15 protein-coding genes and 2 tRNA genes are annotated in these 21,605 nt (G+C 52.6%); 6 read left to right on the plus strand and 11 right to left on the minus strand.

The genetic code is table 11. From position 1 onward, the window contains the following. Positions 1-850 precede the first annotated feature (850 nt). Positions 851-2,743, plus strand: coding sequence for an ATP-binding cassette domain-containing protein (locus tag FFS57_RS16050; RefSeq protein WP_137938827.1), 1,893 nt, complete (start codon positions 851-853; stop codon positions 2,741-2,743). A gap of 162 nt (positions 2,744-2,905) precedes the next feature. Here the strand turns inward: FFS57_RS16050 and FFS57_RS16055 are convergent, their stop codons facing one another. Continuing rightward, positions 2,906-3,811 carry a DMT family transporter gene (locus tag FFS57_RS16055; RefSeq protein ID WP_137938828.1) on the minus strand — a complete coding sequence of 302 codons (906 nt, stop codon included), beginning with the start codon at positions 3,809-3,811 and terminating at the stop codon, positions 2,906-2,908. Between the two features lie 153 nt (positions 3,812-3,964). On the opposite strand from FFS57_RS16055, the gene FFS57_RS16060 reads away from it, so the two are divergent. Continuing rightward, positions 3,965-5,209 (plus strand): D-amino acid dehydrogenase, encoded by a 1,245-nt coding sequence (locus FFS57_RS16060; protein ID WP_137938829.1) that lies wholly within the window; start codon positions 3,965-3,967, stop codon positions 5,207-5,209. A gap of 345 nt (positions 5,210-5,554) precedes the next feature. On the opposite strand, the gene FFS57_RS16065 is transcribed toward FFS57_RS16060, so the two are convergent. The 7 genes from FFS57_RS16065 to FFS57_RS16095 all read right to left on the minus strand — a co-directional run bounded on the left by FFS57_RS16065 (position 5,555) and on the right by FFS57_RS16095 (position 12,415). Beyond that, entirely contained in the window at positions 5,555-6,139 is a 585-nt protein-coding gene (locus FFS57_RS16065) for a DJ-1/PfpI family protein (protein WP_137938830.1), read from the minus strand. Positions 6,140-6,590: 451 nt separating this feature from the next. After that, a complete protein-coding gene (locus FFS57_RS16070; RefSeq protein ID WP_137938831.1) occupies positions 6,591-7,301 on the minus strand; it encodes a 4'-phosphopantetheinyl transferase family protein in 711 nt (236 codons plus the stop codon). 140 nt (positions 7,302-7,441) lie between these two features. Continuing rightward, positions 7,442-8,146 (minus strand): hypothetical protein, encoded by a 705-nt coding sequence (locus tag FFS57_RS16075; RefSeq protein WP_137938832.1) that lies wholly within the window; start codon positions 8,144-8,146, stop codon positions 7,442-7,444. 85 nt (positions 8,147-8,231) lie between these two features. Next, entirely contained in the window at positions 8,232-9,887 is a 1,656-nt protein-coding gene (gene recN / locus FFS57_RS16080) for a DNA repair protein RecN (RefSeq protein ID WP_137938833.1), read from the minus strand. A gap of 10 nt (positions 9,888-9,897) precedes the next feature. Beyond that, complete coding sequence (locus FFS57_RS16085; RefSeq protein ID WP_137938834.1) at positions 9,898-10,773, minus strand: NAD kinase; 876 nt, start codon at positions 10,771-10,773, stop codon at positions 9,898-9,900. A 16-nt stretch (positions 10,774-10,789) separates the two neighbouring features. Beyond that, positions 10,790-11,560, minus strand: a complete 771-nt coding sequence (locus FFS57_RS16090; protein WP_137938835.1) for an SDR family NAD(P)-dependent oxidoreductase — start codon at positions 11,558-11,560, stop codon at positions 10,790-10,792. Between the two features lie 27 nt (positions 11,561-11,587). Further along, a complete protein-coding gene (locus FFS57_RS16095; protein WP_249384020.1) occupies positions 11,588-12,415 on the minus strand; it encodes a squalene/phytoene synthase family protein in 828 nt (275 codons plus the stop codon). A 177-nt stretch (positions 12,416-12,592) separates the two neighbouring features. Here FFS57_RS16095 and FFS57_RS16100 point away from each other — a divergent pair. Together FFS57_RS16100 and FFS57_RS16105 are read left to right on the plus strand one after the other, a co-directional pair. Then, a tRNA-Ala gene (locus tag FFS57_RS16100) sits at positions 12,593-12,668 on the plus strand. A gap of 50 nt (positions 12,669-12,718) precedes the next feature. Next, positions 12,719-12,794, plus strand: a tRNA-Glu gene (locus tag FFS57_RS16105). Positions 12,795-12,895: 101 nt separating this feature from the next. On the opposite strand, the gene acpA is transcribed toward FFS57_RS16105, so the two are convergent. From acpA to ilvG, 3 genes are all read right to left on the minus strand, one after another. Beyond that, entirely contained in the window at positions 12,896-14,551 is a 1,656-nt protein-coding gene (gene acpA, locus FFS57_RS16110; RefSeq protein WP_137938837.1) for an acid phosphatase, read from the minus strand. Between the two features lie 163 nt (positions 14,552-14,714). Then, positions 14,715-14,951, minus strand: coding sequence for an ACT domain-containing protein (locus FFS57_RS16115; protein ID WP_137938838.1), 237 nt, complete (start codon positions 14,949-14,951; stop codon positions 14,715-14,717). Next, positions 14,936-16,597: an acetolactate synthase 2 catalytic subunit gene (ilvG, locus tag FFS57_RS16120; protein ID WP_137938839.1), complete on the minus strand. Its 1,662-nt coding sequence runs from the start codon at positions 16,595-16,597 to the stop codon at positions 14,936-14,938. Before ilvG ends, FFS57_RS16115 begins: the two co-directional genes overlap by 16 nt. Before the next feature lie 534 nt (positions 16,598-17,131). On the opposite strand from ilvG, the gene FFS57_RS16125 reads away from it, so the two are divergent. Then, a complete protein-coding gene (locus FFS57_RS16125) occupies positions 17,132-19,567 on the plus strand; it encodes a DUF1631 family protein (protein WP_171013997.1) in 2,436 nt (811 codons plus the stop codon). Between the two features lie 948 nt (positions 19,568-20,515). Beyond that, positions 20,516-21,526, plus strand: a complete 1,011-nt coding sequence (locus FFS57_RS16130) for a sigma 54-interacting transcriptional regulator (RefSeq protein WP_137938841.1) — start codon at positions 20,516-20,518, stop codon at positions 21,524-21,526. Positions 21,527-21,605: the final 79 nt, after the last annotated feature.

A 21,605-nucleotide genomic window follows, 5' to 3' on the forward strand; every position in this document is an offset into this window, starting at 1 on the left:
GCGTTCAATCTGAGCCAGGATCAAACTCTTTCGTTCAATCCTAATCTCACGCAAGATTTCAGAATTATCTGATTTCTAAACGTGAGCACTTTATTTCTTTGATTAACCAGACCCGAAGACCTGGCAACCAACCCATAAGCGCCCACGCTTATCGACTGTATTTTTTTGTTAAAGATCATTCAGTTGCGCAGTCAAAACATCTATTCGTTTCGCCGCGTCGCTGCGAGAGAGGCCGAACTATACTCACCCTCCCCCTACTCGTCAACCATTACATGCAACTTTTTTGAAAGCTCTTGGTAAGCCCTTGATTCATCTACACCACACATTTAGCAAAGATTGCAAGCCACTCCTAAATTCGCAAAAATGAAGTCTTGACCTTAGCAGGTTATTGAAGCATCTGAAGTGTCTTTTCGGCACAAACACGCCACCACCAAACATCGGACCACACGCACCCCAGCCTTTATATAGACGCAGCGTACGAGACCTAGGCCATCAGCTCCGCTGGCAATGTCAAAGGAAGTGATTGTTTTCTGCCTTCACCATGAACGCACCACGCCCTAACATCCTTGCACGACTTCTGATAACTCCAGTTCAAGATAATGAGCCAGATTGATCTTTGTAGGATCTGCTTTAAATAGAAGTCGATCAAGCACTCAGTATCAAAAATCGGTATCAAAAATAAGAATGCCGGGATGTTTCACATAATGATTCTTCTATTTATAAACGTTTTGAGACAGTGACAGTGCCTGAGCCAAAATTGGTAAAGGTCAGATTGGATGGTTTACCAGCTACCATGCATCTGCATCAACAGACGTGCGGTCACGCTTTCAACAGAGTAAACTTGCGCCCCATGATTACCTTACGCAACTTGAGTCTGCAACGCGGGCTAAAACCGATTTTTGAACAAGTTAACCTGACGATTCACGCCAGCCAGAAGATTGGCGTGGTGGGTGCCAATGGGGCCGGCAAGTCAACGTTGTTTGGCTTGTTAAGGGATGAACTGCATGCCGATGCCGGTGATGTCAACATACCTCCCCGGCTGACCATTGCCCATGTAGCGCAGGAAACACCAGCCCTGCCAACACCAGCGATTGAATATGTCATTGATGGTGACGCAGAATTACGAACACTACAAAACGCACTTGCCATTGCCGAAACGGCACATGATGGTCATCGTATTGCCGAACTGCACTCGCAGATCGAACACGCCGATGGCTATTCTGCACCTGCACGGGCCGCCAAACTGCTTGCTGGTCTTGGCTTTGATAGCGACCAGATGCAAACACCTGTTTCTGCATTTTCTGGTGGCTGGCGCATGCGCTTGAATCTGGCACAGGCGTTGATGTGTCGTTCCGAACTATTACTACTGGACGAACCAACCAACCATCTGGACTTGGAAACTGTGATGTGGCTGGAAAGCTGGCTGCGAAGCTATCCGGGCACCTTGTTGCTGATTTCTCATGATCGGGACTTTCTGGATGCCACCATCAATACCATTGCCCATGTCGACAACAGACAAATCACTCTTTACACCGGCAACTACGAATCCTTTGAAAAGCAAAAGGCTGAGCGACTAGCTCAACAGCAGTCGGCCCATGCCAAGCAACAGCGTGAAATCGCACACCTGCAGTCCTTTGTAGACCGGTTCAAGGCTAAAGCCACCAAGGCTAAACAGGCGCAAAGCCGGGTGAAGGCGCTGGAGCGGATGGAGCGTATTGCAGCAGCACATGTCGACTCTCCGTTCGAATTCAGTTTCCGAGAACCAGAATCCAGCCCCAACCCGCTCCTACGGATTGAGCAAGCCAAAGCAGGTTATGGCGACAAAGTTGTACTACAAAGCGTGAACTTGACTCTGATGGCAGGTAGCCGTTTGGGCTTGTTGGGCGTCAATGGCGCCGGTAAGTCCACACTGATCAAGCTGCTTTCTGGTGAGGCAGCTCCTTTGTCTGGGCACCGTATTGAAGGCAAGGGGCTGAAGATTGGCTACTTTGCACAACACCAGCTTGAGCAACTACGGCCAGATGAAAGCCCGTTACAGCACATGCAACGGCTTGATCCGCAAGCCAAAGAAAGTGAATTGAGAGCCTATCTTGGCGGCTTTGATTTTCGTGGTGACATGGCCTTGTCCCCCGTTGCACCATTCTCGGGGGGTGAAAAATCGCGCTTGGCTCTAGCCTTGATCATCTGGCAGCGCCCGAATCTGTTGTTGCTGGATGAACCAACCAACCATCTGGATCTGGAAATGCGGCAAGCGCTGACGTTGGCAATGCAGGACTTTGAAGGCACGTTGATTCTGGTTTCACATGATCGCCACTTGTTACGTGCCACCACGGATAGCTTTTTGCTGATCGAAAATGGACAGGTTTCAGTATTCGATGGCGACCTGGACGACTACCGTGATTACCGGCAACAACAGGCAGCAGATGCCACCGGACCTTCGACCAGTGGCCAAGCAGGTGATCGCAGGGCACAAAAGCGGGCAGAAGCAGAAGAACGCAATCGCCTATCTGCCTTGCGCAAACCCATTGAAGCCAAGCTTAAAAAGTTGGACGCCGAAATGGAGAAGTTACAGGCCACCAAAGCGGTAATCGACGAAAAATTGGCCTCTGGAACGCTATATGAAGCAGATCAAAAGGAAGGGCTGAAGGCGGCCTTGTTACAACAGGCAGAATTGATCAGCAAACTGGAACAACTGGAAGAAGCCTGGCTGGAGCTACAAACGGAACTGGAGCAGATCGGCTGACCAGTTTGAAGCAGGTTTATCCAATATCTGCTTGGCAAACCTGCTTCATTTCAATGACATCAAGCCACTGCTTCCTCAATACGGCCATTCGGAATAAAACCGACAGGTATTCGCCCAACATACCACAGAGATAAGAGGCAGCTATCCCTAATAGCATGTGACTCAAACAGACCGAACAGGTCGCAATACTGGTGCAGCTATGGATTTCTGCAACATCAGTACATTACCAGCCAAGCACAGTGCAATACCGATGACTGTACTCGTATGCCAAGTAAACTGCTCAAACCAAGTCGACAGCAACAACGCCACGACTGGGATCACAACCCCCGCGTAACTGGCACGATCTGCCCCTATTTTGCCGATCAGGGTCAAATAGGCACCAAATGCAAGAATTGAACCGAAAACTGCCAGATAGATAAGCGACACGACGTAATTTACTTGCCAGAGCAATATCAGCGGGCGATCCAGTAATATCGCAACCAGGACCACAGCCAACGTACCATAGGCCATACCAAATGCATTGGACTGTACGACCGGAATCCCTGCCCGCACATTACGGCTGGATGCCATATTGCCAAGTGATGCACAAAATGTCGCCAACAACCCCAGACCAATACCTATCAAGCCTGCGATCAAATCATCGAATTGGGTCAGTTCCTGCCAAAACACCAGGCTGATACCCATAATCCCAAGCGCAGCACTGGCAATCACCTTACGTTCAATAGCCTGTTTGAAAAAGATGCGCATGCCCAGTGTATTCATTAACACAACCGTAGAGAACAGTACTGCGGTGGTACCCGAACTGAGAAAACGTTCAGTGTGGTAGATCAGTACATAATTGCCGCCAAACAACAATATGCCTTGCAAGGCAATAAAAGCATGATCGCGACGGGAGAAACGCATGGGCAGTCGACGCCACGCACACCATAGAAACAGAATCAGTGCCGCAAGGCCGAAACGATAGGCGACCGACCATTCGACCGGTACACTTCCCAATTGAAATTTGATGGCGAGCCAAGTAGAACCCCAAATGAGGACTGTCGTCAGATACAGGGAGAGATTATTCATGATGCATAGGGCTCAAGACAAAGGTTGGATCGAACCCTCAGCGTATGCCAGGACGGTCGAACATAACAGATGCAGTCCCCTCGATCTCGGAGGGATACAGTTTTCCAGCCACCTTATCTGGCAATTTACCCACATTCGAATAAGGTCTCTCCAATGCATGTGATGATTTTGGGTGCCGGTGTGGTGGGCACAACCAGTGCATGGTTTTTACGCCAGGCCGGTTTTGAGGTGACTGTCGTGGACCGACAGACAGCAGCCGGGATGGAGACCAGTTTTGCCAATGGTGGACAGATCTCCGTTGGCCAAGCTGAGCCCTGGGCAAATCCAGAAGCACCACGCAAGATTCTGCGGTGGCTAGGCCGTGAAGATGCCCCACTCCTATTCCGATTGAGAGCCGATGCCGCGCAATGGCGCTGGGGATTACGATTTTTGGCCGAATGCAGGATTGGACGTTCACATCTTCATGCCCAGCAATTGGTCAGGCTGGGTCTGGAAAGCCGTACACAATTAGGCTTGTTACGCCAACAGCTAGGCTTGGAATACGATCAGCAAACGCGAGGTATTCTGGCTTTTTTCGAGGATGCCAAGGAGTTTCGGGCTGCCGCCAACACAGTTGACTGGATGACTGAGCAGGGCTGTCCTCGCTACACGGTCAGCGCGCAGCAAGCTATCGACATTGAACCTGCTCTGGCACCCTTTTTACCCAAACTGGTGGGTGGTGTTTACACCGAAGCCGATGAATCGGGCGATGCACATCGGTTTACACAGGTACTGGCACAGCACTGTACCGCCGCCGGTGTGCGCTGGCAATTTGATACCGAGATCAAGCAGATTCACTACCAACATGGCCGCATTACCAGTGTGAGTGGGCTACACGGCAATTGCGCGCAGCAATGGCAGGCAGATGCCTATGTAGTGGCCCTCGGCAGCTACAGTCCACGACTACTGAGACCAATTGGACTAAAGTTGCCCATTTATCCGGTGAAGGGCTACTCAATCACCTTACCTGTTGGGGAGGACAAAAATGCCCCTTTCATCAGTTTGACCGATGAAGCCCGAAAACTGGTATTTTCAAGACTGGGTGGGCGATTGCGTGTAGCAGGCACTGCAGAATTGAATGGCTACAACATGGTGTTGAACCCTACACGCTTGAAAGCCATTGAACAGCGTACCTTTGAGCTTTTCCCTGGTTTACGCAATGTATCAGCCATTACACACTGGACCGGCTTACGTCCTGCCACCCCCAATAACATCCCGCTGATTGGCCGTACCATGTTTGACAATCTTTACTTGAATACCGGCCATGGTACCTTGGGTTGGACCATGAGCTGTGGCTCGGCCCGATTACTGACAGATGTCCTGCTTGGTGAGCGAACTGGCATCAATTCAGCTCGCTGATGAGTGACATACTGAGGTAATCGCTCAAATGCCAGCAATCAGCCTGCCGATGCCTAAATGCTATAAAGCCGGCCATGGAAGGGCGGTCTGGTCCTGCCAAAGGCCACCCGACCGCTCCCGCATTGCACTCGTCAATGGCAACACCAAATAGCAATTGTAGGTGGTACATCAGAATGAGGTGAAATTGAGCGAAGCCTGGAGTTCAGTATCCAAGTACGCGCGCAGCTCGTTTGCTCCCAGTCCAGGCTAGTCGCCATGTGGCGCAAATACAAGATGCGCGTACGGTTCTGATAGAACACTGGGGCTATACTGATAAGCAATTCGCATATCCTGCGTTTCTCCTACCTACGAATGATCAATCCGGGTGCCCAGCACTGCCAGGAACCGGGCAATCCAGGTAGGGTGGGCAGGCCAAGCAGGTGCCGTCACCAAATTCCCATCGGTATAGGCTGCATCAATCGCAATATCGGCGTACCGGCCGCCAGCCAATTCAACATCTGCACGACACGCCGGGTAGGCCGAGCATGTTCGTCCTTCTAGCACATTCGCACCCGCCAACAGTTGTGCACCATGGCAAATAGCAGCAACCGGTTTGTTGGTCACAAAGAAATGACGGACCATCTCTATGACTGCCGGGTTCATACGCAGGTATTCCGGCCCTCGCCCACCCGGGATCACCAATGCGTCGTAATCTGATGTCTTGATGTCAGCAAACGTGGCATTCAGCGTAAAATTGTGCCCTCGCTTTTCCGAATAGGTCTGTTGCCCTTCAAAATCGTGAATAGCGGTCGCAACAAACTCACCGGCACGCTTGTCCGGACACACTGCATGCACCAAATGCCCCACCGCCAATAGAGCCTGGAATGGCACCATGGTTTCGTAGTCTTCGCAATAATCTCCGCAGATCATCAAGATTCTCTTGGTTGCCATCGCTATCTCCACATTGGTTTGAACTTCAAAAAGCGTCAGAACCTGCCAAGTGTTACGCGCAACATGATTGCAAGGATAGTAACCGCCTAATCTGCCGAACAATTCGCTGCGGCAGAGTCATACTATGCCCCCACTCGGCCACGTGACCACCTACATCAGATAACAAGATATGCCAAGCCATTCAACAACACCGAGGTTGCCAGCACACAGCCAAACCAGACAGCCTTTGCCCGGTTTGCCGTCCTCACGTAGACAGGATAGATGGAGAATAGCTTGATTGCGGAAACATGGCTGACAATGGTGGCGTAGTGAATGGCCGGGAGTATGGGCACAACATTCCGTGTCGAATGATTTTTGCACCCGTTGGATCAGACAAAATCATCGCCCCGACGGTGGGCCATCTCTTCAGATTAGCTAGCACACCGGCCCATGCAAGTAACTTTCAACCATATCAGGCAGAAATCAGCACCAGACTGATCACACGAGCGTGTTGAGCAGCATAGTAGCCTGTAACAGTATGGCCAACACGCCAATCGTTCGACAAATCCAACAACAACTTCAACGTCACCGCTGTTTGATTCGCATCCCAACCAACTACCTCAGCATCATGAAAATAGAAGGATTTGCCGACAATGGGATACAACGCTTTATATAAGCTTTCCTTCAATGAAAAAACTGTCGCGATGAAAGCCGCCTGCTGCGCACCAAGCATATCAGCCAGTATGGTCTGCTCAGCAGGGGTCAGCACCGACTCTGCGATATTGTGCAGCGTTTCTGGCTTGAGCAAGGTTTCCACATCTATGCCGACACCACGGTAGTGTTCGGCACGAGCGACTGCCGCCGCCGCCATGCCAGTACCGTGGGTAATTGATCCAACCAGCCCAGCAGGCCATTGTGGTGCGCGGTCCTCTCCAATTGGCGCAATCCAGCCTTCAATACCAATGCTCTGCAAAGCTTGGCTAGCACATAAGCGACCACTGAGATAGTCAGCCTGCCGCTTGGGAGCCGAACGCTGAATACTTGTGGGAATCGATGTCCCCAATGTGTCCAGTAACACAGGTTGAAACGCGCTTAACTGAAATTCAGTTGCATATACTGATAGGTTGGGAAACGATTCTCGCCAAGGCCAGTAAGGCTGTGGCGGTTGGCAAAATGGCATCATGGGATGGTGATATCAACAGCAGACAGGGGCGGAACATAGCACAGATCCCACCCCGTCTGCCAAAGGCAGATCAGCTATTCGTGCCAAGTCCTTTGAAAATATAAGGATCAGCCAGCGCTTCCCCAGGTCAGAAAACCAAGTCAAAACGCCAGCTGATTGTTGCCGTTCATTTGCCCTGGTGCACTGTCATGCTTGATGCCGGCAGCGGGATCTTGCAACCAGAAATAATAGAACTCACGGGCAAGCGATACAAACACCTGCTGCCCTTCCGGTGTAGTGAACAATGGCAACATGGCATCAACAGCAGCACGGTAGACACGTGGGGAGGAAGGATATTCACGCGAGACATACATCAGCAGCCGCAATAGCCGTTCTCGCACATCAATGGCCGCCTTGGCCAAGCCTGTAGCATAAAGTTGCTGTAAGTACCGTTCAATGGCAGCCCAATCAGTACACACCCAGGAACGCGCCCGATCCATTTCAGCCAACAGATCACTCAAACTGCCTGCGGCATGGATATGGATCGGCTCTTCATTGACCAGTGCAGCCTGAGTCAACTTGGCGAGTGATTTGGTATCACAGATCCAGAAATTGTAGAACTCGCGAGCAGCTGTTTTGAAGATTTCCTGCGACGCAGCATCATCCGGAAATTTACGCAATACCTGATCGACCACTTCCCGGTAGAGATCGCCATTCAACGGCAAACCTTCCAGCATGGACACTAAATGCCGCAGGAAATGCTTTCGTAAATTGATTTCCCGTGTCGGGACGCCTTTGGTCTTGATCAACGCCAGATAAGCGTCCAACGGGCCTTCATGAACATCGTTTTCCTGATCTGAAACCATCGCTCTCGGTCTTTAGCTAGCACACTCAGTTTGAGTATAGCGCCTTCTCAACCCGCCACATAACCGAATACAGTAAATTACAAAATCAGCCGGCCAGCATCTCTTCAGCGTGTTTCAAGGTGGTATCGGTAATCGCCACACCACCAAGCATACGGGCAATTTCAGCGATGCGCTCCGAGGTATCCAGCTCACGAATCGATGACAAGGTTGCACCATTGGTCATGTGCTTCGCCACTTGCCATTGTTGATCACCACGAGCTGCGACCTGCGGTAGGTGTGTGATGCATAGCACTTGGTGAGCGCCCCCCAGACGCTTCAGCAGTTGGCCAACAATTTCAGCCACGCGCCCCCCGATACCCACGTCTACCTCATCAAACACCAAGACGGGTACCGAAGCCACGCTGCTGGCCACCACCTGCAAGGCCAAGCTGATGCGCGACAACTCACCACCAGATGCAACCTTGGCAAGTGACCGCGGCGCCATCCCCGCGTTGGCGCTAACCAGAAACTCAATCTGCTCGAGGCCAGTGATCGAGCCTTCGTTCAAGGGCTTCAATACGATCTCGAATCGGCCACTGGCCATGGCCAGATGCTGCATTTCGGTGGTTACACGGGCACCCAGCTCCTTGGCCGCAACCTGTCGTTTTCTGGAAAGCATTGTTGCGAGCTTGCAGTATTGTGCTTCTGCAGCCAGTTCACGTTGCAACAGACCGTCGTCAGCGTCATCGCCCCCCAACTCGTCAAGCCTTTGCTGCTTGGCTTGCTGCAGCTCACCCAAGGCTTCTTCGCTGACACGGTATTTGCGTGCCGTGCTGTGAATCGCATCCAGGCGGCTTTCCACCTCCTTTAGACGTTGCGGATCAAGGTCGGCACGCTGCAGATAATGGCGCAAGCCATATGCAGCCTCACGCAACTGCACATCTGCCGACTCCAGCAGTTCAATTGTTTCGCCCAAAGCCGGGTCAAACTCGACCAAGGGCTGCAGACGCGACAACACGGCTCCGACCACACCAGCAGCACTTGGCTCATTTTCCGAGATCATTTCCAGCCCAAATTGCGCGCCTTCCAACAGACTGGCGGCATTGGATAAGCGAGCATGTTCATTCTGTAGATCACGCCATACCTCTGGCGTCAGCGCCAATGCCCCCAGTTCTTTGACCTGCCACTGCAATTGCTCACGCTCTGCAGCATAGGCAGCAGCGTTTTTTTCCCACTCCAACCTGGTACGCCGCAGTGCCTGCCAGCTTTGCCAAGCGGTACGTACTTCTCCAGCCAATTCCAGCAAGTCGGCATAACCATCAACCATCGCCCGCTGGGCATCCTGCTTCAATAGCGATTGATGCGCATGTTGACCGTGGATGTCCACCAAATGCTCGCCCACTTCCTTCAATTGCTGCAAGGTGGCAGACCGGCCATTGATAAAAGCCCTTGAGCGCCCGCCCACGTCAACGGTACGTCGCAGTAACAGGCAATGCTCATCGCCTTCCAGCGCTTGCTCGGTCAGCCATCGCTGCAGCTCAGCAAGTTGGACAATATCGAATTCTGCTTCGATTTCGGCTTTGTCCGTCCCGGCACGAACCACACCGGGCTCAGCCCGTTCGCCCAGTACCAAGCCCAGCGCATCAATCAGGATTGATTTGCCAGCACCGGTTTCACCAGTCAGAACAGTAAAACCCGGCTTGAAATTGAGTTGTAACTTGTCAACGATGACAAAATCACGGATACGCAGCGTCAGCAACATAGTTGTGGTATCAGAGTAGTTTTTCGCCCCAATGCAGCTTGTGCCGGAGCATGTCGTAATAACTGTAGCCAATTGGGTGCAAAATTCGCAGCGAATTGCGATAACGGCGAATCACTACCCGATCCAGTTCATGCAATTCATTGTGTGACTGGTTGTCGAAGTGTACCCGCGCATCCTGCCCACGCGTGAGCATGAATTCGACCACGCAACCATCATTGATGGCAATTGGCCGGTTGGACAGGGATTGTGGGCAGATTGGCACCAATGTGATGGCCGGTACCGTAGGATGTAAAATGGGCCCGCCAGAAGCCAGTGAATAGGCAGTAGACCCGGTAGGCGTACTGACAATCAGGCCGTCCGAACGTTGGCTGTAGACAAATTGATCATCAACAAAAATCTCGAACTCAATCATTGAGCCAGTCGCACCACGACTGAATACCACATCATTGAAAGCCAGACCTTTGGCAATTTCCTGATCATGGCGGAACAATGTCGCTTCGAGCAGAATACGCTCTTCCGGGATGAATTCTCCTTTCAGGATATCCGCTACTGACTGCTTCATTTCATGTAACGGAATATCCGTCATAAATCCCAACCGCCCCTGATTGATACCCACCAGAGGGATTCGATAAGGTGCAATCAGGCGAGCCACAGACAGCATGGTACCATCGCCCCCCAAGACCACGACCAAGTCAGCCATACGCCCGATCTTGTCTCGCTCGATCAGTTGAAATGGCGCAGCCTGCAATGGGTCGATACTTTGGTCGTCAAACAGTACAACCACCCCATCTTCTGTCAGGAAGCTTGCCAGATCCAGCATGGATGCGACGATCTCAGGCTTGCCATGGCGGGCGACCAGTGCGACCTTTTTGAAAAGTGATGTCATCTGCCGCCCCTAGTCGTCATGCATCTGGTGTGAGCCAATCGGCACACTGGAAGGTCTGTCCTGTCACACCTTTGCTGTCTGCCCCCAACAAATAGAGATAGATTGGCATCAACGCAGCTGGTAGCGGCAACGATTCACGCGCTTCTCCCGGATGGGTTTTAATACGCTGTGGACTGTGAATCGGACCCGGCACCACGATATTGATACGCGGATCAGTTTGAGCATCCCATTCACGGGCAGCAATCTGTGCATAAAACATGGCCGCTGCGCGAGATACCGAGAAACTTCCCCAATATGGGCTAGCCTGCAAACCATGAGACTCACCAACCAACACCACACTTCCGTCCCCACTGGCACGCAGTAATGGCAGGCATGCACGAGTCAGGGCGGCGGGTGCCACCACATTGACACGCAAGTGGGTCATCCAATACTCCATGGGTTCCTGCTCAAGCGGGAACAAGCCAACAAAGGCCGATGCATTGTGCAGGATGCCATCCAACCGACCGAGTTGGCTTTGGATCTGAGTGGCAGCGTTAGTCAACTCGGCCTCGGTAGCCCGTTCAAGATCCAGCGCCACTGCAGCGGGCTTAGCCCCACCATTGGCTTCAATTTCGTCATATACCGCTTCCAGCTTTTTGACATGACGCCCCAGCAGTACTACCGTAGCGCCATGATGGGCCAAGCATAGCGCGGCCTCTTTGCCGACACCCTGTCCCGCCCCGGTAACCATGATCACACGATCCTCCAGGTGATCGGAGCTGGGTTGATAATTACGAAAATCGATCATACTTTTATTCAATCGTGATTGAGTAGATCAGCGTGTTGTCAGCGCGATCCACAGTTTTCGAATTGGTGTCAACGAAACCCGTTGATTCAATATACAAGCCGGCCCCATGGCGATTACTTCGGCCAATGTCGCACGGGCGATGGCGGCCAGAATTCGGCCATATCTGAGGCTACGCTGTTCCTTGGCTGGCAGCAATGGGGTGGCCTCATCCAATTGGCCCAGAGCCCGTTCAATCTGACTGCTGGCAAGACTTGCCAAATTCGGGTGTTCGCGCAAAGCCAGCAGATCAGGGGCCGGCACTTCAAACCGCTGCAAATCTTCCAGCGGCCAATAGACAATGCCTTTTCGAAGATGAGCACCCGCCTCCAGTACTAACTCGCACAAGCTAAGGCCGATACCCAGTTCATGGGCATACTTGATTTGCTGTCGATCCCGACAGCCAAGTATCTGTGCCGCCAACTGCATCAACATGCCACCATGGCGGTAACAATAAAGTCGCAGCCCTTTGAAATCATTGTAGCGAGTATGGCGCAAGTTCATTTCCACACCATCCAGCAATTCCTGCAGCTGCTCACGAGCCAACACGCCAGCGGGTACCGCATCATGTAGTGCCTTGGTCACCGGATGTTCAGGTTTGCCTTCCGCCCAGCGATCCAGCTCGGTGGCCCACCAAGCAAGCTTGGCTTCAGCAATGGCCGCATCCGAACACTCGTCGAGCCCGTCATGCAGCTCTCGTGATAATGCATACAGTGCAATGATCGACTGGCGGTAGTGAGTGGGTACACCACGCAGTGCGTAATAGAAGGCAGAACCAGCCGGTGCGGCTTTCTGCTCACAGTAAAGGTGGTAATCCAACGTGTATCCGATTGGCAAGGCGTCACAATGGTAACCAACAATTGCCAATCTCTCCCGATATTGCCAGCGCGAATTATAGCAGGCGGCTATCAGGGACAAATTTTCGAATTGTGCAAAATTTTTTATTTACCCCCTTTACAAACCGAAACGACCTATCTAGAATGCGCAGCCTGTCTCGGGGGTATAGCTCAGCTGGGAGAGCGCTTGCATGGCATGCAAGAGGTCAGCGGTTCGATCCCGCTTACCTCCACCAAGAATCAGATTGTTGGCAAAACAGGACGCTGCCAATAATTAAAAGGCCAAGTCCCCATCGTCTAGAGGCCTAGGACACCGCCCTTTCACGGCGATAACCGGGGTTCGAATCCCCGTGGGGACGCCACAAAAGAAACCAGAAAATCGTAAAGATTTTCTGGTTTTTCTTTTTTTGGCGCATTTCAATTTCCAAAAAGCCCGGGGCATCCGGGCTTTTACAGCAATGGCTCAGCGCCGCTTCTTCCCACGAGAATTTTTCGCTTTACCACCACTTTTGCCTTGCTTTGCGCCCTTCTTGGGTTTAGCCGCGTCGCCTGTCATCTCGGCCCTGTTACGTCGACCACCATAACCTTGCCGTGTTGCCAGATTTTCCGGGCTCAACGCCGACACCAGATCCCCCATTTCAGGCAGGCCATTCACCTTCAATGCCTGTTGACGCTGCACCATGCCAGGCAATGGCTCCAAATCAAAGCGCCTGGACAAGAACCACAGGATGGATGTCGTATCGTAGGGAGTCGAGTCTACATAGTTGCGGCGCGCGTAAGGAGAAATAATAATCGCCGGAATACGCCCCCCCGGTCCCCAGCGGTCCGCCTTTGGCGGCGACACATGATCCCAGAAGCCCCCACCGCCATCGTAAGTCACCACAATTAACATGTCCTTCCATTGCGGGCCTCGGATCAACTTGGCCACGATATCGGCAATATGTTGATCACCACTCAGCACATCTACATTACCAGGATGCTGAGTCAGCTCACGCTGAGGCTTATAAAAGGACACAACAGGCAACGTGCCTTGCTCAATGTCCTGCAAAAACGCTTCACCATCTTTCAAATGCACAGCACGCGCCGCGGTTCCAGGTGCATAGTTGGCATAATAATTGAATGGCTGATGGTGAGCCTGCAACCTGGGTGGTAGATCACTTTCAATCGCTGTGCCATCTGTATGCGCCCGCTGCCAACCACCCGCATACCATGCCCAACTGATGTTTTTTTGCGATAACCGATCGCCAATGGTGAGTTGAGTTTGTGGCGGCAACGTGCGGCCATCTTGCGAGTCTGTAATTTGCACATTGCCGTCAGCGGTGGACACTGCTGATGACAGCGGATAAGGCGGCTTCAAAGCATTGACCGCAAAGCCATCTGGCGTCAGTGCACCATCGCGCACAAACCTGGGCTTTTCTATAAGTGCAGAACCCAATCCTGACACCACCTGCAACGATTTACCGTCCTCCGCCACGGCAGCAATCCAGTCCTTGGCCGGGCTATTGGCGGCATCGGGATAAGTCGGAGTACAGGCACAAATCAGCCACTGATGATTAAGAAACGAGCTGCCAAATGCCGCCATGTAGAAACGATCTGCCAGGGTAAATTGCTTGGCCCATTCCCACATCGGTAATTTACTGCCATCGTAATAACCCATTGCCAACGCCCCCACGTCGGACCAGGCGGCGAACCCATCATTCTTACCATCATTAAGCTGCATCTGGTGCTGATAAAATTGGTGTTCCTGATCACGTGTCGCCACATTCAATGACTGGTTGAAACCCTTGGGGTCATTGATCTGAAACGGGGCATTGGGCAGATTGACGGCATTGTCCTGAGACACATCGCGTGCCCCCCCCAAAATCGGTGGCAATGTAGCCAACGGCTTACCATCCCGATCCATCTGTCGGGTCGATTCTGGCTTGGCCTGCTTGATGCCATCTGCCCTGGGGAACAGGCCGTACACGTGATCGAAACTCCGTCCCTCACCGTAGATCACCACGACATGCTTGATACGTTCAAGTTGGGCATTCGTCACTGCCGTTGTCACGGTCGGATATGCCAATGCCAGACCTGCCGTCAGCCACCAACCCGCCCCAGGTGCGAATAAGAATTTCATCAGTACGCCCCCTTGCCAGTATAAATGACAAATAAAAGCGGGCAGGATACTTGAATACCAGCATACGCACCAAATCTGGTGGGCAATACACGCTCACCCACCTGCGACATCACGATGAAGTCGTCACCCAGCACTGCAAGGGGTCATCATGTATTGAGATCAGTCAGACCAATGTCTGCCCAATTTGCAACGCCCTGACATCCGGCAGTTTGGCCCATTGGCTTACCAGCAGCATTGGCTGACGATCGCTTTCCACCTCAACCATGATATTCAGCATGCCTTCCGTGCCACGATTAGCCGTCAACTCGTACAACACAAAACCACGGTGACGTGCGACACGCAATAATCGCTCCAGTGCACCAGCACGATCCAGAACAGTCAGATTCAAACGGCTTCGCATTCCAGCTCTCCTTCAAGCATGTAAAGATTCGATTTGCCAGGTGGCACCAGCGGCCAGACATTGGTTTTACGGTCGATTTTGACGTGAAGCAGCATAGGGCCTGGTGTTGTCAGCAACTCCAGCAACGCGCCCCGTTGCTCGTCACGATATTGGATGGCGCGGGATGGAATGCCGAAAGCAGCGGCAACTTGCGTGAAATCCGGGTTGTCCGACAAGTCAGTCTCGCTATACCGCTCTTCAAAAAAGAGCTCCTGCCATTGCTTGACCATCCCCAGCATGGCGTTATCAAGCAATACAATCTTGATCGGCAGTTGGTAACGGCCAACGGTGGCCAGCTCCTGCACATTCATCATGAAGCTGCCATCGCCCGACACATTGATGACAGTCCGGTCCGAATAAGCCAGTTGCGCACCGATTGCTGCCGGCAGGCCAAAGCCCATGGTTCCCAGGCCGCCACTGGTCAGGTGCTGGCGAGGCATGGAAAATCCGACATGTTGTGCCACCCACATTTGGTGCTGCCCGACATCGCAACATACGATCGCATCACACGGCATGAGTTCAGCCATACCCCATAGAAAGGCCGGCGCAAACAGTGCAGGGCCTGGTGCGTCGTAACGGAAGGCATAACGCTGCTTGTCCGCCAAGCAAGTCTCGCGCCACGCTTCGATTGCAAGGGACGATGCCAGCGGCGGCAAGACAGTGTTGAGATCATCAGTGATGGCAACATCCACCCCGCGCAACTTGCCAATCTCTGCCAGATCGATATCCAGGTGAATTACCTTGGCGTGCGGCGCAAATTCATCCAACTTACCCGTCGCCCGGTCATCAAATCGAGCCCCGACGGCGATCAACAAATCGCAGGCCTGAACTGCCCGGTTGGCGGCCTGAGTACCATGCATGCCAAGCATGCCCAGATTCAACGGGTGATCATGTGGCAGGACACCAATTCCCTTGAGCGTAGTCACCACCGGCATACCCGTGATATCAGCAAACGCCCGCAATGCTGTTACCGCGTCAGCCAGCACCACGCCCCCACCCACATACAGCAATGGCCGGTGGGCATCCCGTATCAACTGCCCAGCCTGGATCAATGCCGTGGCATTGGGACAGCTTGCCCGGCAGGATGAACGTGGTTGATAACCGGTCGGTACACGACCCAGCTGTATGTCTTTTGGGATATCAACCAGCACCGGCCCCGGCCGGCCACTTCGAGCCAGCCAGAACGCATCGGCCAATACCTGTGCCAATTCGCCGGGTGATTCAACCAGGAAAGAGTGCTTGACCACCGCCATGGTCATGCCCAGCACATCCACCTCCTGAAATGCATCCGTCCCAATCAACGGGCGTGCTACTTGCCCTGTCAGCGCAACCAGCGGAACCGAATCCAGCATGGCGTCCGCGAGCGCAGTCACGATGTTGGTGGCCCCTGGACCGGATGTTGCCACACATACGCCAACCCTGCCCGACGCCCGTGCGTAGCCGCACGCGGCCAAGGCAGCACCTTGCTCATGTCGGCACAAAACGTGCCTGACCGGCGCACCATATAGCGCATCATAAAATGGCATGATGGCGCCCCCGGGGTAACCGAATATTTCCTTGACGCCCTCTTGCCGGAGCGCTTCTACCATTAGGTCTGCACCACGCATAGTCGTTTCCTTGGGGCTGCAGGAGAACGCCGGCTGCCGGCCTCTCCAACACAACCCATTGATTGAGTCCTAAAACGACGAAGCCCCCGGACCTTTCGGTGCGGGGGCTTCGTCACAATCTGGCTTTATCGGTTAGTGTGTTCTTCCGACCAAGCAGCAACGCGCCCCGTGACGTTTAATCACGGTGCGAATAATAATAATCGTGGTAGCTGCAATAAACGGACGCATAGGGCCGGCGAACAAGATCAATAAGACAAAGAAAGAGGGCTTGAGCTTAACCTGAGACCTTTACACTGTGCAACCGATTCTTGAGCGGCATCATGAATGGCGAATCAGTCGGTCATAGTGCAACCCACGCTGAATTCGTGTAACGGCCAAGTCGTCAATAGCTTCTTAGAAAAATACAATTTGCCCCGCTATGCTTGAGTGTGATGCATACCGGACGCCATGTCGGTTATGTCATTACCGCGTTATGGATCTTAACCGACCAGATCGCTGGCGCTCAAAGTGTTCCAGCGTATGAATAGGGGCCGTATGGATCGAAACGATTTACTGGCAGCCACCCGTGCAGAATTTATGCATGCCTTTGTTGACCCGCTGGAAGCCCTGCTCCAGCGCTGTTCAGAGCATTTGTTTCAAAAGGCGGATGCCCATCCTTCCCCAGTCGAACGACGCAAGCTGATGGATGCGCGCGATATCTTGTCGCGCCAGACATCACTACTGAAGCAAAATCTGAAGTCATCAATGGAGCATTTGATCAATCGCAGCTTTCAAACCGCCTACAGCACCTTCCGTCCGTCATTCTCCAGCATGCAGATCAATAGCCTGTCGCTAGTGGAAACCTCGACAGTGGATGACGAAATCCGCATTGAAACCATTACTAAGCTTTTGCGCAACGAGGCCGAAGAACAATTGCGCGACCTGAACATTCGGATTGCACTGTTGTTTGAGCAGGACAATATCAAGGAGCGGGAAAACCCATTTCGCCCCTATCTGTTTTCACGCTGCATCGCCACCGCCACAGAGCAGCTTGCATTACCTCCTGAGATCGCCGCCGTACTGATCGTACAATTGGCAGAAGAGTTCGGCAGCCGGATCGCTGACATTTACGGGGCGCTGAACAGTTTGCTGGCCAGGCATGGCATTGCTGCCGAGCTGCAACTGAAGATACGCCGCCCGGTTTCGTCAGGTAGCTCAAGCAGCACCGCAGCCACGCCCGCTGCACATGAGACACAGGCAACGACAGACTACGCCCCCCTCCCGGCAGGTGGACCAGCCAACACGGGTGCCACCCATTTACCCTCCAATGAAGATCTATTGATGCAGTGGGTGCAACAGCAGTCAGCCCAATGGGGAACATCTGGACGAAACACAGAGCATCCCGCCCCCCCTGCCACCACATCACCCGCTACAACGCGTGGCAGCTGGCTGCAGACAACACAACAAGTCGGCCATGTATTGCGCAAACTGTTTGTCAGCTCAGACAACGTGTCCGGCTTACGTGCCAGCCCAATCAGCCAGCCACTGGAGCAATCGCTACAACAACTGACCAGCGAGGCCCTATCCGAGCACGACAGTTGGCAACAGGAAGACGGCAGTATCCGCAATGTGATGATGGAACAACGCCCTGCCCTACGCGACGCAACTAGCGACATCAATCAGCAGATGATCATTGATGTGGTGGCGATGCTGTTCGAATTCATCCTGCGCGACAGCCAAGTACCCGCCGAAGTTCGCGCCCAGCTTGGTCGCTTACAAATCCTGGTGCTGAAACATGCCCTGCAGGATCCGGCCCTGTTCAACCAGAAAAACCATCCTGCCCGCATGCTGGTCAATCGTATTGGCTCCATCTCGCTGGGATTGAAGCATATGGACCCCAGCGGTGAGCGGGTCACCACGGAAATCGTCCGGATTGTCGAATCGCTGCTTGCAGACGATCATGAAGGGCTGGCGCTGTTCGAACGCATGCTGGATGAGCTGGATGCCTTCATTGCCCGCGAATTGCGTTCCGGCGATGCCAAAGTGGAGCGAGCCGTGCAGGTCATGGAAAATGCGGCCAGCCGTACTCTGCGTTATGCCCGCATCTCGGCGTCCATGGCGGACGCTCTGTCAAACCTGACCATCGACAACGATCTAAAGGACTTTCTGATCAATCACTGGCCACGTGTCATTGAAAAAGCAGAACGGGAAACGCCGACCAAGGCAGATCGATTTCGATTAATGGTACCGGATTTGATCTGGAGCATTGCCCCCAAGACTACCGAGCAGGATCGCCGGCAACTGGTAGTCTTACTGCAGCCTATGCTGGCCACATTGCGCGAGGGCTTGAAATGGCTGGACTGGCCGCCAGACCGCCAACAAAGCCTGCTAGGCTGGTTGGTGGACAGCCACACCCATGCGTTGCGCGCCGGACAAGTGCAGGCGCAGGTTCCATCACTTTCGCACATTCATGATCAGTTCATGCCCCTGATCAATCCGCTACCTGTCGACATCCCGGAGGATATACCTGTCGAAATCAATCGACATGTGCTGGATGACACGCTGACCGAGCTCGAAAGTGAATTGACCGTCATTGATCACCAATATCAGCAGCTGATGCATGAGGTCACGGCGGTCGACGCCGCGCTGACATCCTCCAGCATCACCAAGCAGAACGACACCCCAGATGAAGAGTTACATCAACTCCTGCAAAGCGGTGTCATGATTGAAATCAATCTGGACGGGCACCCTAGCCGTGCACGTCTGAACTGGATCAGCCAGCACGCAACCAACCTGGTACTCAGCATGGACGGTCGTAGCGAACCCGCCATAATCAGTTTACGGTTGTTCAAACGCCTACTGCAAAATGGTCGGGCCAAATTTCTGGAAGCCGCGCCATTGTTTGAGCGGGCAGTACAATCGCTACTACAGACTGCTGATGGCCTGGTCAATTCCAACCGACCAACTCACCCTTCCCCCACAAACATGTAACGCCACCCCACTACCTCTCTCGATCACGGCAATCCGCCACTTCACGCGGAAGATCACCAGGAGCGATAGCAACACCACCACCCCAACCAGTCCGAACCTGCCAATCACATCGGCTCACCCTGACCAACAGACAGTACACATAACGGCCGCCCCACTATCTCAGTACAAAAGCCAGCATTCAAAAAGATCACTTCTCATTAAATAACAGCAACCCACGAAATAACAACAGCATATTCATTCAAGCAATGCGGCCCAAATTCTCTCAATTAGCATGTCCCTCCTAAAAAATACAATTAATGCATGATCAAACACAATGCCATTCAAATTTTTAGACACGCCAAACACCATGAGAGCAAAGTATTGATCAAATTTACTCAACACCCACCCAACAAATGACCGCCAGTCATACCCATACAACAAGCACCTATAGTATTAACACTCAATCTCATTATCAATTTTGATAACTATTCACCGCTTGCCATCCATAGCAGCAACATGTTGGAGGCTCTTGTTTAATCAAACAGTCGTTTTAAATGATGTAGTTGAAAACACATTCATTCAACCCTGCCGACAGAAACAATATGGCAAAGCTGACACAGAACATCAATAAAGTTAGAAAATAAGAACATATAGAAATTCATAACGTGAAAAGCTTTTCATTTCAATAAAACTTACACAAAAAATGCATTTTCAATTGACAAGTATTATTTGATTGATTTTAGAATACGTACCTTGATGCAAATCAATGTGGCAGTCATAGCACTTACAGTCATGCTCTCACAATGACAATCCAAAAATTACATACATACGGATTATTTAATATTAATTCCAGGAGAGTAGTAGAAATGATTAACAATTCCCCCAGCCTCTGCGTGATGCATCTACAATTCAGCCAATCACCACGCTACCAGTCCGCCAGCAAAGGCCCGTTGCCAGGGAGCACAAAACATGCGCCGAATTGAGGAGAGCGCCCTATTAGCCACCGGATATGATGTCCTGCCCGTCACGGACACCCCCCCAGTAAGCAGTCATGTTGATCACAATTCCGCGCTGTTCCAGCAAGCCGAAGATCTGGCATCATTGCCGATCGACATCCTGATCGAAGGCGAAACAGGTGTTGGCAAAGATACACTGGCACGTCACATTCATACTACATCGGGCCGTACCGGCAGTTTCGTTGCGCTCAACTGTGCCGCCATTCCAGAAACCCTGGCTGAAAGTGAGTTGTTCGGTGTCGAAGCGGGTGCCTATACCGGCGCAACCCGCTCTCGTGGTGGCAAAGTCGAAGCCTCTCACAAAGGTACGTTGTATCTCGATGAAATCGATTCCATGCCTATGTCACTGCAAGCAAAACTGTTACGTGTGCTACAAGAACGTGGTTGTGAACGCGTCGGCTCAACACGTTTCCAGCGTTTTGATCTGCGTGTGCTAGCCTCGACCAAAGTACCGTTTGATCAATTGGTGACGCAGAATCGCTTCCGGGCAGATTTGTACTACCGGTTAAATGTGGTTTCTCTCCGACTTCCGCCACTTCGCGAACGATCCGATGAAATCTTGCCACTGTTTCGCCGTTTTGTTCTCGACTCAACCAAGCGATTCGAACGGATTGCGCCAGACATCACGCCTCACATTGAAAGCATGCTGCTGGCCCACAATTGGCCCGGCAATGTCAGGGAACTGAAAACCGCTGCGGAGCGATTCTCACTGGGCTTGGCGCCCATCAACTGTCCTTGTCAGAATGGCCGTGCAGACGAAGCTTGCGAGGAGGAAGGCGGATTGCGAAGCCGCATGCGGGATATTGAGCGGGCCTTGATCGTGTCTGCTCTGACCCGCCATGCCGGGTCGGTCAAACTGGCCAGCGAAGATTTGAAGATTCCGATGCATACCTTGTATTACCGGATACGAACGCTGGCTATTCAGAACCGGGCATCGCAAGGAATTGGCCGAATCATCGACTGAAGAGGCAGCCTCACCCACCCTCCAGGCCTGCTTTGGGGGTGCTGTCAACATGATCGCCCCCGCCATCGAGCTGGTGCCA

The organism is Chitinivorax sp. B (assembly GCF_005503445.1).
GTDB lineage: Bacteria > Pseudomonadota > Gammaproteobacteria > Burkholderiales > SCOH01 > Chitinivorax.